General features: G+C 72.6%; 11 protein-coding genes. 8 read left to right on the forward strand and 3 right to left on the reverse strand.

Going from position 1 to position 12,649, the window contains the following annotated elements; translation table 11 throughout:
* Positions 1-211: 211 nt before the first annotated feature.
* Positions 212-2,443: a LuxR C-terminal-related transcriptional regulator gene (locus ACFWGJ_RS15530; RefSeq protein WP_387324238.1), complete on the reverse strand. Its 2,232-nt coding sequence runs from the start codon at positions 2,441-2,443 to the stop codon at positions 212-214.
* A gap of 169 nt (positions 2,444-2,612) precedes the next feature.
* Between ACFWGJ_RS15530 and ACFWGJ_RS15535 the strand changes: the two genes are divergently transcribed.
* Together ACFWGJ_RS15535 and ACFWGJ_RS15540 are read left to right on the forward strand one after the other, a co-directional pair.
* Complete coding sequence (locus tag ACFWGJ_RS15535) at positions 2,613-3,299, forward strand: esterase/lipase family protein (RefSeq protein WP_387324170.1); 687 nt, start codon at positions 2,613-2,615, stop codon at positions 3,297-3,299.
* Between the two features lie 171 nt (positions 3,300-3,470).
* The gene (locus ACFWGJ_RS15540) at positions 3,471-4,157 is read left to right on the forward strand and encodes a class I SAM-dependent methyltransferase (protein WP_387324173.1); all 687 of its coding nucleotides are present in this window, start codon (positions 3,471-3,473) and stop codon (positions 4,155-4,157) included.
* 54 nt (positions 4,158-4,211) lie between these two features.
* Here the strand turns inward: ACFWGJ_RS15540 and ACFWGJ_RS15545 are convergent, their stop codons facing one another.
* A complete protein-coding gene (locus tag ACFWGJ_RS15545; RefSeq protein WP_387324241.1) occupies positions 4,212-4,550 on the reverse strand; it encodes a fic family toxin-antitoxin system, toxin component in 339 nt (112 codons plus the stop codon).
* Between the two features lie 79 nt (positions 4,551-4,629).
* Positions 4,630-4,893, reverse strand: a complete 264-nt coding sequence (locus ACFWGJ_RS15550) for a toxin-antitoxin system HicB family antitoxin (RefSeq protein WP_387324176.1) — start codon at positions 4,891-4,893, stop codon at positions 4,630-4,632.
* A gap of 199 nt (positions 4,894-5,092) precedes the next feature.
* Between ACFWGJ_RS15550 and ACFWGJ_RS15555 the strand changes: the two genes are divergently transcribed.
* The 6 genes from ACFWGJ_RS15555 to ACFWGJ_RS15580 all read left to right on the forward strand — a co-directional run bounded on the left by ACFWGJ_RS15555 (position 5,093) and on the right by ACFWGJ_RS15580 (position 12,609).
* The gene (locus ACFWGJ_RS15555; RefSeq protein WP_387324179.1) at positions 5,093-6,037 is read left to right on the forward strand and encodes an ATP-binding cassette domain-containing protein; all 945 of its coding nucleotides are present in this window, start codon (positions 5,093-5,095) and stop codon (positions 6,035-6,037) included.
* An 11-nt stretch (positions 6,038-6,048) separates the two neighbouring features.
* Positions 6,049-8,616: an ABC transporter permease gene (locus ACFWGJ_RS15560; protein ID WP_387324182.1), complete on the forward strand. Its 2,568-nt coding sequence runs from the start codon at positions 6,049-6,051 to the stop codon at positions 8,614-8,616.
* An 88-nt stretch (positions 8,617-8,704) separates the two neighbouring features.
* Positions 8,705-9,130 (forward strand): GNAT family N-acetyltransferase, encoded by a 426-nt coding sequence (locus tag ACFWGJ_RS15565; RefSeq protein ID WP_387324185.1) that lies wholly within the window; start codon positions 8,705-8,707, stop codon positions 9,128-9,130.
* Positions 9,131-9,260: 130 nt separating this feature from the next.
* On the forward strand, positions 9,261-10,661 hold the full coding sequence (locus ACFWGJ_RS15570) for a hemolysin family protein (protein ID WP_387324188.1): 1,401 nt from the start codon (positions 9,261-9,263) through the stop codon (positions 10,659-10,661).
* Positions 10,658-11,671 (forward strand): hemolysin family protein, encoded by a 1,014-nt coding sequence (locus ACFWGJ_RS15575; protein ID WP_387324191.1) that lies wholly within the window; start codon positions 10,658-10,660, stop codon positions 11,669-11,671. Before ACFWGJ_RS15570 ends, ACFWGJ_RS15575 begins: the two co-directional genes overlap by 4 nt.
* A 146-nt stretch (positions 11,672-11,817) precedes the next feature.
* The gene (locus ACFWGJ_RS15580; protein ID WP_387324194.1) at positions 11,818-12,609 is read left to right on the forward strand and encodes an SGNH/GDSL hydrolase family protein; all 792 of its coding nucleotides are present in this window, start codon (positions 11,818-11,820) and stop codon (positions 12,607-12,609) included.
* Positions 12,610-12,649 lie beyond the last annotated feature (40 nt).

Consider the following 12,649-nt stretch of genomic DNA (forward strand, 5'->3'; position numbering starts at 1 on the left):
GCCCCTAAAAGACTGCGCAGTTCCCCGCGCCCCTAAAGACCAAAGACAAAAGACTGCGCCGTTCCCCGCGCCCCTGGGTGGGACGGGGCGCAGCCCCTCCCCGAGGGGCGCGGGGAACTGCGCGAGCAACCCCCACCGTCCCGCAGACGAACGCGGTTCTTCAGGGGCGCGGGGAACTGCGCGGACGGCCCCCACCGGGGCGCAGGCGAGGTCACTGCTCCGGTGTCAGGAGTCGCACCAGTTCGATCCGGGATCGTATGCCCAGGCGGTTGAACACCCCGCGCAGATGATGGTCGATCGTCCGCGGACTGAGCAGCAGCCGAGCCGCGATCTCCCGATTCGTCGCCCCCTCCGCAGCCATCCGCGCCACCGTGAGCTGCTGCGCGGTCAGCAGACCGCTCGTGCCGGGCGCAACGGCCGAGGGCCGCACGGACGCCCCCAGCGCCCGCAACTCCGCCCGCGCCTCCGCCGCACAGTGCGGCGCCCCGAAGTGTTCGAAGGCCTCCAGCGCACTGTGCAGCCGGTCCCGCGCCTCCGTCCGCCGCCGCAGCCGCCGCAGCGCCCCGCCGAACAACAGCTCCGTACGGGCGCGTTCGAAGTCACGGGTGCCGCCCGCGTGCAGGTCGAGGGCCGTCCGGTAGTGCTCGGCGGCCTCGTGGCCGGTCGCCAGCAGGGCCCGGCAGCGGGCGCTCAGCGCGAGGTCGTCCGCGCTGCGTACGAGCCGGGCCCAGCGGTCGTAGTCGGCGTGGGCGCTCCGCGCGACCCGGGTGTCGCCGGTGCGGACGGCGGCTTCCACGTAGTGCGGGGTGGCGAGATGCCGGACGGCCCGGTGTCCGTGGCCCGGCCCGAATCCGGCGAGCGCGCGCAGCCGGGACGCGGCTGCCGCGTAACGGCCCGTGCTGAGGTCGAGGAAGGCGAGCGCCCACAGGGCCAGTGCGGCGGGCAGCCCGAGGCCGTGTTCCAGGGCGTGCGCGCGGGCCATTTCGGCGCGTGCCCGGCAGAGTTCCTCGTCCCCGGTGACGGCCGCGAACATGGCGAGGGCGGCCTGGAGGTGGCAGGCGCCGTTGTCCTGCCCGGTGGCGTACGCCTGCCGCAGGGCCTCCAGCGTGGCGGCCCCTGCGGAGCGCGGGCGGCCCGTCCAGAATTCGGCGTAGGCCCGGAACTCCATGGCCTGTGGCACGGTCGCGGGCTCGCCCAGGGCGCGGGCGGAGGCGGCGGCCCGGACGGCGGCGGACGCGGCGCGCGTGTGGTCGCCGAGGAGCAGCGCGGCCATGGAGGAGTGGATCAGCGCGGTGGGGTCGCCGCCGGGTCCGCAGCGTGCGGCGGCGGCGCGGAGCAGGTCGCGGGCGTCCTCGTAGCGTCCCTCGAACGCCGCGGTCAGTCCCCCGAGCGTGCCGGGCCCGGCGATCCCGAGCCGGGCGGCGACGGCGGTGGCCTCCCGGCAGCGCCGCAGGTCACCGGTGTAGATGGCGGCCTCGGTGGCACGTGCCACCAGGTGCGCGGCGGTGCCGACGTCACGTGCCCCGTCACGTTCGCCCCCTCGTTCGCCCCCTAGTTCGCCGTTTCGCTCGCCGTTTCGTTCGCCGCCGCGCGCCGCGCTCCGCTCCGCCGCCGTGAGCAGCGCGTCGAACGCCTCCGTGGCGTTCTCCGCGCGTAGAGCGAGCACTCCGCTCAGGCCGTCGACGTCGACGTCTCCGTGGGCGGCCAGCCGGCGGGCCCGGTCGCCGTCGCCGGAGCGCCAGGCGTCGGTGGCGGCCCGGGCCAGCAGGCGCGGGCGTTCGCGCGGGTCCGGGGTCAGGGCGGCGGCTCGTTCGAGGAGTCCGCAGGCCAGGGCGTGTTCACCGGCGGCGCGTGCCGCGTGGGCCGAGGTGCGCAGTTCCGCCGCGAGGCGCCGGCTGGGGCCGAGTGCGGCGGCGGCCCGGTGCCAGGACCGCCGGGGTGCCTCGCCCTCGCCGCGCAGGACGCGGGCGAGCAGGCGGTGGGTCTCGCGCCGGTCGACGGCGGACGCCGTCTCGTAGGCGGCGATACGGGTCCAGGGGTCCCGGAACACGACTCCGGCGGAGGTCGTACGGGCGAGCCCGGCCGCCTCGGCGTCGTCGAGGGGACCCGTGTCCAACCGGGCCGCCGCGACCGCCCGTTGGTAGGCGCGGGTGGCGAACGGGTGCTGGTCGGCGGCGGCGATCAGCAGCAGGCGCCGGGTGGCCGGGGCGAGCGAGCGCACTTCGGGGCGGCGGGAGCGCGGCAGGCCCGGTACCGCGCCGACGAGGTCCGCCGGAAGCGGTTCGAGGCCGGCCCGTTGGCGCTCGCCGAGGACGGCCGCGAGTTCCGCCGCGGCGAGCGGATCACCGTGCGCGGCGCACAGCACCCTGACCCGGACGCCCTCGGACAACGGCGTTCGCGTGGGGGGCCGCGAGGCTTTGTCCGGTTGTTGCGGGACGTTCATCAGGGGCGGTGGCGAGGGGTGCGGGAGAGGCGGGGGGTTCACCGAGGTCACCACGCCACTCACGTTACTGGCGCGTTAAGTGGCGCGTAAAGACCGGCGATTACACCGATGCGGCGCGCGTAGACCCCACCGGACACTCCTGACGAACCCACCCCCGTCAGGAGGCGTCATGCCCCGCCGCATTCGCACGGCCGGCCCGGTCCTCGCAGCCGCGCTCGCGTCGCTGCTCATGTTCCTGTCCCTGCCCGCTTCCCCGGCCCACGCGGCCACCCACAACCCCGTCATCTTCGTGCACGGACTGAGCAGTTCGTCGAGCAGCTGGGACGACTGGATCGCCGACTTCAAGGCCGACGGTTACACGAGTGCCGAGCTCTACGCCTGGTCGTACGACTGGGGACAGTCGAACGTCACGACCGCGCAGCAGCTGGCCACCTATATCCAGAGCGTGCGCACCCGGACGGGCGCGGCCAAGGTCGACCTCGTCGTCCACTCCATGGGCGCGCTGAACTCCCGCTACTACCTGAAGAACCTCGGCGGGACCGCGTACGTGGACGACTTCGTCTCGACGGCGGGCGTCAACCACGGGACCACGACGGCCGGTTGGTGCACCTGGCTCTACACGTCGTGCGCGGAGATGTACACCGGCAGTTCGTTCCTGACGTCGCTCAACTCGGGGGACGAGACACCCGGCGGTGTCTCCTACGCCAGTTACTGGTCGAACTGCGACGACGCCCTGACCCCCGACACCAGCGCGATCCTCAGCGGCGCCACCAATGTAGAGGTCGGATGCGTCTCGCACACCGACATGAACAACGACTACGGCGTCTACGAGCAGGTGCGGGACTTCATCGCCTGACGTCCCACGCGTACGTCCGAGCCCGTCCCGTGGCCCCGCCCGGCCGGGGCCGCGGGGCGGGCGCAGGACGTCCGCGGAGCGGGCCGCGGCGGCGATGCGGGGCGATGGACGGGTGAGCGAGGCTCTTCGGGGGGACAATCGCGGTAGGTCCACGCCCCAGGGGGAGGCCTCATGCGATCGCGCGGCTCCAGTACCGCCCCGACCGGCGCGCTGTCCACGACTCCGGTGCACCATCCGCTGTTCGCCCGCTTCTACGCCCGGCTCAGCGTGGCGGCGGAGCCGACGATCGGCGTCCACCGCGAGGAACTGCTCGCCGGACTCGCCGGCCGGATCATCGAGATCGGTGCGGGCAACGGACTGAACTTCGCCCACTACCCGAGCACGGTCTCGGAGGTCGTCGCGATCGAACCCGAGCGCAGGCTGCGGCAGTTGGCCGTGACCGCGGCGCTCCGCTCCGAGGTGCCCGTCGACGTGGTGCCGGGGGTCGCGGAGGCCCTGCCGGTCAAGAGCGAGGCGTTCGACGGGGCCGTGGTGTCCCTGGTGCTGTGCAGCGTACGGGATCTGCCGCGGGCCCTGGCCGAGATCCGGCGCGTACTGCGCCCGGGCGGTGAGCTGCGCTTCTTCGAGCACGGCAGTGGCGGCGGCCGGGCGATGGCGGCCGGGCAGCGCCTGCTCGACCGTACGGTGTGGCCACCGCTGTTCGGTGGCTGTCATGTGGGCCGGGACCCGGTCGGCGCGATCCGGGACGCGGGGTACGAGCTCGGTCCTCACCGGCGGCTGCTGGTGCCCGAGAGGGGGCCGCGCACGCCCAGTTCGTACTGCGTGCTCGGCACCGCCCGTCGCCCGTCCGCCTCCTGAGGCCCCTCCATCCCCTGTGGCCGCTCTACGGCCGGCCCGGTTGCCGAGCGGGGCTCAGAGAGTCCACTGGCGCAGCTCGCGCGCGATGTCCTGCACCGAGGCCTCGCCCGTCTTGACCAGTCTGGCGAGGTCGCGGACCTGCTCGGGCGAGGTGACCACCTTCAGGCCGCTCGCGACGAGGTAGGCGTACGCGACGGCCATCGCGAACATCGCGTTGGAGCGCTCCAGCGCCGGGACGTGCAGCAGGATCTGGAGCAGTGCGGCGGCGCGGGCGTGCGGGCTGTCGTACACGGGGACGCCGAAGATCTCGGCCTCGTGGCGGCCGACCGCGGCGACCAGGGCGCCCCAGTCGACGACCTGCGGGTCCCCCGGTGTCTTGTGCTCGGCGACCATCAGGAGCCAGGCGAGGTCGACTCTGATGTTCAGTGGTTCGTTCAAGGGCTCGGACGGTTCGTCGGGTTCGTTCAAGGGCTCAGCGACGGCCTTCCCGGTCGGCGCTGCGGCCCTTGTCCCGGCCCGCGCCCCGGTCCGTACCGAACTCCTCGGTGAAGACGGACTCGTACTGCTTCATGAAGTCGGCGGCGGCCTCGACGAAGGTGTGGCCGGCTTCCCCGGTGTCCTGTCTGACCAGTTCCTCGATGTAGCGGTTGACGCTCATCCCGCGGGCCAGTGCGCGTTCACGCGCGGCCCGGGCGGTGCCCTCGTCCACGCGCACGTTCAGCTGGGTCTTCGCCATGCTTCGAAGCTAGCGCCGAAACGCTAGCAAGGGCAAGGGGGCCGAGCCGTCGGCCACCCCCTACGGGTGCCCCTTACATGGACCCCGAGAGGACCGACCTGCGACGGAGAACAACCGGCACTTCGGGGGGATACCGGGTGTGCCCCGTATCACACTAGGCTCGCCCGCGGACACCGGAGTCGACCACGGGGAGGCGGCCTTGTCCACAGCAGCTGCGGAGCACGTCCTCGGGCGCACGGGCCCCGAGGAGTCGGCGGCCCGCGCCCGAGGCCTGACGAAGGCGTACGGGTCGGGTGAGACGGCCGTGCTCGCCCTCGACTCGGTCGACGTGGACATCGCGCGGGGCCGCTTCACGGCGGTCATGGGTCCCTCGGGATCCGGCAAATCCACGCTGATGCACTGCCTGGCGGGGCTCGACTCCGTCTCGGCCGGACAGGTGTGGCTGGGCGACACCGAGATCACCGGGCTCAAGGACCGTGAGCTGACCCGGCTGCGGCGGGACCGGATCGGCTTCATGTTCCAGTCGTTCAACCTGATCCCGACCCTGAACGCGGCGGAGAACATCACCCTGCCCATGGACATCGCGGGCCAGAAGCCCGACGAGAAGTGGCTGAACCAGGTCATCGACCAGCTCGGCCTGCGCGACCGCCTCAAGCACCGGCCCGCGCAGCTCTCCGGCGGTCAGCAGCAGCGGGTGGCCTGCGCCCGGGCGCTCGCCTCGCGGCCCGAGCTGATCTTCGCGGACGAGCCGACCGGCAACCTCGACTCGCGCGCCGGCCTGGAGGTGCTCGGCTTCCTGCGGGAGGCCGTCGACGAGCTGGGGCAGACCGTGGTCATGGTCACCCATGATCCCGGCGCGGCGGCCCACGCCGACCTGGTCCTGTTCCTCGGGGACGGGCGGATCGTGGACGAGATGGCCCGGCCGTCGGCGGACGCGGTGCTGGAGCGCATGAAGAGGTTCGACACGCTCCGCGGGTCGTCGGAGTCCGAGGGGGACTCCGGGCCCGGCCGCAAGAACGTCCCCGACCAGGGGACCGATCAGGGGACCGATCAGGGGACCGACCAGGACAGTGCCCAGGACATCGACCGGGCCAGCGACCACAAGAGCGTTCCCGACCAGGGCATCGCCCCCGACAGGGACTGAGGCAGGCCGTCGTGCTGAAGGCGACACTCCGGAGTTTCCTCGCCCACAAGGGCCGGCTGCTGCTCTCGGCGCTGGCCGTCGTCCTGTCCGTGGCGTTCGTCGCGGGCAGCCTCATCTTCTCGGACACGGTCAGCCGGACCTTCGACCGGCTCTTCGCGTCCACCTCGGCCGACGTCACCCTGAGCCCCAAGGAGGATCTGGAGTCCCAGATACCCTCCGGGGCCGTCGAGACGGTTCCGACGACCCTCGTGGACCGCATCTCGAAGATCGACGGGGTCGCCCTCGCGCGGCCTGACGTCTCCGTCGAGAACGTCACCGTCGTCGACAAGGACAACGAGTCGGTGGGCCCGACCACGGGCGCGCCCACCATCGCCGCCGACTGGTACGTCACCGACCGCAGCCCCGTGAAACTGACCTCGGGGCACGCCCCGCGCGGGCCCGGCGAGGCCCTCCTCGACGCGGACACCGCCGACAAGAAGCACGTGGACATCGGCGATCCGCTGACCGTGATCGCGCAGCCCGGGTCGTTCCAGGTGGAGGTCGTCGGCATCGCGACCTTCAAGACCACCAACCCGGGCGCCGCACTCGTCTTCCTCGACCCGGCCGTCGCGGCGGACAAGCTGCTGGGCCGGGACGGGGTCGCCACCAGCGTCCAGGTGGACGCGGACCAGGGAGTGACCGACGCTCAGCTCAAGCGGCGTATCGCCACCGAAGTCGGCGCGGGCAGGTACGAGTTGGAGACCGCCGACGAACAGGCCGAGTCGGCCGCGTCCCAGCTCGGCGGCTTCCTCGACGTGATCAAGTACGTGATGCTCGGCTTCGCCGGTATCGCGGTGCTGGTCGGGGTCTTCCTGATCGTCAACACCTTCTCCATGCTGATCGCGCAACGCACGCGCGAGCTGGGCCTGTTGCGCGCGCTCGGCGCCGACCGGCGGCAGGTGCGCCGGTCCGTGCTCACGGAGGCGATCCTGCTGGGCCTGGTGGGCTCGACGCTCGGGCTCGCCACCGGCATCGGACTCGCCTACGGCCTGATCAAGCTCATGAGCGTGTTCGGCATGAACCTGAAGACCACCGAGATGGTCATCGGGTGGGGGACGCCGGTCGCGGCGTATGTCGTCGGGGTGGGCGTCACGTTCGTCGCGGCGTATCTGCCGGCCCGCCGGGCCGCCACGGTGTCGCCGATGGCCGCGCTGGCGGACGCCGAGATCGCCGGTGTGGGGCGGCCGTTGCGGGTCCGGGCCGTCGTGGGCGCGATCGTCGGCGCGCTGGGCGCCGCCGCCCTCGTGGGCTGCGCGACGTCGACGGAGACCTCGTCCGCCGCGTCGCTGCTGGGCATCGGTGTCGTCCTCACCCTCATCGCGACGGTGATCGCGGGGCCGCTGCTCGTGCGTCCGGTGATCCGGGTCCTCGGCGGGTTCTTCCCGGCCGTGTTCGGTTCGGTCGGCCGGATGAGCCAGCGCAACGCGCTGCGCAACCCGCGCCGCACGGGCGCCACCGCCGCCGCCCTGATGGTGGGTCTCGCCCTCGTCGGCGGGATGTCCGTGGCGAGCGCGTCCATGACCAAGTCCTTCGACGACCAGATCGACAAGACGCTGGGCGCCGACTTCGTCGTGCAGAACGCCAACTTCATGCCGTTCCCGCAGGAGATCACCGAGAAGGTGATGGCCACGGAGGGTGCGGGGCTCGTCGTACGGCAGCGGTTCGCGCCGGTCGCCGTCCGGCTCCCCGACGGCAAGCGCGTCGAGACGACCGCGGCGGGCTACGACCCGGACCTCGACGACGTCGCCCGCATCACCTACGCCGAAGGGGACACGGCCGCGGCGCTCGCGGACGGGAACATCGCGATGGACGCCGCGTTCGCCGAGGACCACGACGTGCGGATCGGCAGCACGATCCCCGTCGAGTTCCAGGCCGGGCGCAAGACCGAGCTGAAGGTCGCCGCGCTGACCGACCAGGACGCCGCGGAGGGCTTCGGGACACAGGGCGGGCTCTTCCTCGGCTTCGCCACCGTCGAGAAGTTCGTGCCGGGCGGCCAGGACTCCGCGCTGTACGTGAACGCGGCCTCCGGTACCTCCGACAGCGCCCTGCGCGCCGGCCTCGACAAGACGCTCGACCCGTATCCGCAGGTGCAGGTACGCGACCTGGCCGACTACAAGAAGCTGATCCACGACCAGATCGCCGTGCTGCTCTACCTCGTGTACGCGCTGCTGGGGCTCGCGATCGTCATCGCGGTGCTCGGTGTGGTCAACACCCTCGCCCTGTCGGTCGTGGAGCGCACCCGCGAGATCGGGCTGCTGCGCGCGATCGGGCTCGGCCGCCGGCAGCTGCGCCGGATGATCAGGCTGGAGTCGGTGGTGATCGCCGTGTTCGGCGCGGTCCTGGGGCTCGCGCTCGGGCTCGTGTGGGGCGTGTGCGTGCAGCAGGTCCTCGCCCTGCAGGGGATGAAGGCGTTCGCGATCCCGTGGACCACGCTGGTCGCGGTCGTCGTGGGCTCGGCCGTCGTGGGCATCGTGGCGGCCCTGCTCCCGGCGCTGCGCGCGTCACGCATGAACGTGCTGGCCGCCATCGCGCACGAGTGACCGGCCCGGGGCGGGTGACCCCGCCCCGGGATGTGTCCGGATGGTGGAATTCGGTGTCCATGTGCGGCGCCCGTGATGGGATCGGCGTATGAGTGATCTTCGGATACGGGCCGCCGTGCCCGACGACCTCGACGCCGTCCTCGCCTTCTGGCGGACCGCCGCCGAGGGCACCAGCATCAGCGACGACCGGGACGGCGTGGAGCGGCTGGTCGTCCGCGACCCCGAGGCGCTGCTCCTCGCCGAGCGGGACGGCGAGCTGGTGGGCACGGTCATCGCCGGATTCGACGGCTGGCGGTGCCATCTGTACCGGCTCGCGGTGGACCCGGCCCGGCGCCGCCAGGGCATCGGCTCGGCCCTCCTGGCCGCGGCCGAGGAACGGTTCGTACGGCTCGGCGGGCGCCGCGGCGACGCGATGGTGCTGGCCCGCAACGAAACCGCGCACCATGCCTGGCGCGCCGCGGGGTATGCGCCGGAAGAGCACTGGCGGCGCTGGATCAAGCCGCTGGCCGAGTGACACGCCCCCAGGAAAGGTGTGAGCGTCCGCCCATGCGCGAGACCCCCGACATCCGGCGCCCCGGCGTCCCACCGCGTCGACATCGCGCGCTTCCTCCGCACCTGCCCGATCATGGGACGGAGGTGACCCGATGACCGAAGTGCTCCTGCTGGCCGTGGCCGTGCTGCTCTCGCTGGCCTGCGGCGCCTTCGTCGCGGCCGAGTTCTCCCTGACCACGGTCGAACGCAGTCAGCTGGAACGGGCCGTCGAGCGCGGCGAGGTCGGCGCGGCGGGCGCTCTCAGGGCCGTCAAGAACCTCACCTTCCAGCTCTCCGGCGCCCAGCTCGGCATCACCGTCACCAACCTGGTCGTCGGCATGCTCGCCGAGTCGTCCGTCGCGAAACTGATCGCCGGCCCCCTGGAGGCCGCCGGGGTGCCGGCTTCGGCGACCTCGTCGGTCGCGCTGGTGATCGGTACGGCCCTGTCGACGGTCTTCCTGATGGTCGTCGGCGAGCTGGTGCCCAAGAACTGGGCGATCTCCTCGCCGCTCGCCGTGGCGAAACGGGTGGCGACCCCGCAGCGCTGGTTCAGCGCGGTGTTCCGGCCGTTCATCTCCCACCTCAACAACACCGCCAACCGGGTCGTACGCCGCTTCGGTGTCGAGCCCGCCGAGGAGCTGGCCTCCGCGCGCGGACCGCAGGAACTGGTCGCCCTGGCCCGGCACTCCGCGAAACTGGGCGCCCTGGAGGCGGACACCGCCGAACTGTTCGTCCGCACGCTGAACCTCGCCGACCTCACCGCGGAGAACGTCATGACACCGCGGGTCCAGGTCGTCTCCCTGGACGTCCAGGCGACCTGCGAGGACGTGGCGAACGCGACCCGGGCGACCGGTCTCTCGCGCTTCCCCGTCCACCGCGGCACCCTCGACTCGGTGGTCGGGGTCGCGCACATCAAGGACGTCATCAGGGTGCCCGCCGACCGCAGGGCCCGTACGGCCGTGTCGCAGGTGATGCGCGAGCCCCTGCTCGTACCGGAGACGCTCACCGTCGAACGGCTCCTCGACCGGCTGTCCGGCCGGCGCACGATGGCCGTCGTCATCGACGAGTACGGCGGCACCGCCGGGGTCGCCACCCTGGAGGACATCGTCGAGGAGGTCGTCGGCGAGGTGCGCGACGAGCACGACCCGCACGAGACGCCCGACCTGGCCCCGGCCGGCACGGACGACGAGGGCCGCACCCTGTACTCGGCCGACGGGTCCGTACGCACCGACCGGCTCGCCCGCGTCGGACTGCGCGCGCCCGACGGACCGTACGAGACGCTCGCGGGCCTCATGGCGACGGAACTGGGGCGCATCCCCGTCGAGGGGGACACCGTCGAGGTCGCCGGATGGCGGCTGGACGTCGTGGACGCGACGGGGCGGCGGGCCGCGCGGGTGCTGATGCACGCGCCGGACGGCGGTGACACCCGCGCCGAAGGAACCGGACCCCGGAAATCCGGGCCGGGAGAGGCCGGAGCCCAAGAGGCCGGAGCCGAAGGAGGGCGGGGACGATGACAGCCGTACAACTGCTGATCGGACTGGCCACCCTGGTCGTGAACGCCTTCTTCGTGGCGGCCGAGTTCGCGCTGATCTCCGTACGCCGCAGCCAGATCGAACCGTACGCGGAGGCCGGGGACCGACGGGCGCGCGGGGTGATCTGGGGGCTTGAGCACGTGTCCGCGCTGATGGCCGCCGCGCAGCTCGGCATCACGCTGTGCACGCTGGTCCTTGGCGTGGTCGCCGAGCCCGCCATCGCGCATCTGCTGGAGCCGGTCTTCCACGCGATGGGGCTCTCGACCGGCACGGGGCACGCGATCTCGTTCGTGATCGCGCTCACCGCGGCCACGTATCTGCACATGCTGCTCGGCGAGATGGTGCCGAAGAACATCGCGCTGGCCGAACCGGTGCGCACGGCCCTGCTCCTCGGGCCGCCGCTGGTCGGTCTGTCCCGGGCGCTGCGGCCGGTGATCTTCACGGTGAACGCGTTCGCCAACTGGCTGCTGAAGCTGCTGCGCGTCGAGATCCGGGACGAGGTGTCCGCGACCTTCTCCGACACGGAGCTGGCCCGCCTGGTGAAGGACTCCAGCGAGGCGGGACTCATCGACGACCGCGCCCAGGAGCGGCTGCACGACGCCCTGGAACTGGGGCGGCGGCCGGTGCGGGACGTGGTGCTGCCGCGGGAAAGCGTGGTCTACGCGCGCGTGGGCGTCACTCCCGAGCAGTTGGAGGCCCTGTCCGCCGAGTCCGGGTTCTCCCGCTTCCCCGTCGTGGACGACGGACTGCGCATCGTGGGCTACCTGCACGTCAAGGACGCGCTGGACGCGATGCCGCGCGACCTGCCGTTCCAGGTGCGGGACATGCGCACCATCGCCCGGGTCCGGGAGAACACGCCGCTCGACGACGTGCTGACGGCGATGCGGCGCGGCCGTACGCATCTGGCGGCGGTCCTCGGCGAGGACGGGCGGCTGGCCGGGATGGTGACGATGGAGGACGTACTGAGGGAGCTGTTCGGCCAGTCGGCGTGAACGCGGCGCTGGCGGGTGCAGGTACGGGTGCGGGTGCGGGTGCGGGGACCGGTGCCGGTGCCGGTGTCCCGGCGGTGGCGCGGGCGGCGGGGTCGTGGCGTGCGGCAGACCGGTGGGTATGTGCACGCGCTATCATTTCTTCCGCCATGCAGACGAATGCCACCTTCACCAGCCTTGTCGCGGTCGGCGACTCCTTCACCGAGGGCATGTCGGACCGCCTTCCCGACGGTACGTACCGGGGCTGGGCGGATCTCCTCGCGGCCCGGATGGCCGCGCAGACGCCCGGTTTCCGTTACGCCAACCTCGCGGTGCGCGGCAAGCTCATCGGACAGATCGTCGCCGAGCAGGTGGACGCCGCGGTGGCGATGCAGCCCGACGTGATCACACTGGTCGGCGGTCTCAACGACACCCTGCGGCCCAAGGTCGACATGGTGCGCGTGCGCGGGCTCCTGGAGGAGGCCGTGGAGCGGCTGGCCCCGGCCTGCAAGCAGCTCGTCCTGATGCGCAGCCCCGGCCGCCAGGGCCCGGTCATGGAGCGGTTCCGCCCCCGTATGGAGGAGCTGTTCGTCTGCATCGACGAGCTCGCGTCCCGCCACGGCGCGCTCGTGGTCGACCTCTACGGAGCGCAGTCCCTGGGCGACCCGCGCATGTGGGACGTGGACCGGCTGCATCTGACGGGCGAGGGGCACCGCCGGGTCGCCGAAGCGGTGTGGCAGGCGCTCGGGCACGCGGCGGAGGACGCCGAGTGGGGTACCCCGATGCCGCCCTCGGTCCCGCCCGGCTGGGTCGCCCGCAGGGCCGCCGACGCGCGCTTCGCCCGTCAGTACCTCCTGCCGTGGATCGGCCGCCGGCTGACCGGCCGTTCGTCCGGCGACGGCCGCGCGCCCAAGCGTCCGGAACTGCTGCCGTACGAGGAGTACAAGGGGTCGGTGGAGTAGGCGACCGCCACCGGCCGAGTCTCGGACGCCGCCCGGGTCT

Source organism: Streptomyces sp. NPDC060205 (genome assembly GCF_042728395.1).
Classification (GTDB): domain Bacteria; phylum Actinomycetota; class Actinomycetes; order Streptomycetales; family Streptomycetaceae; genus Streptomyces.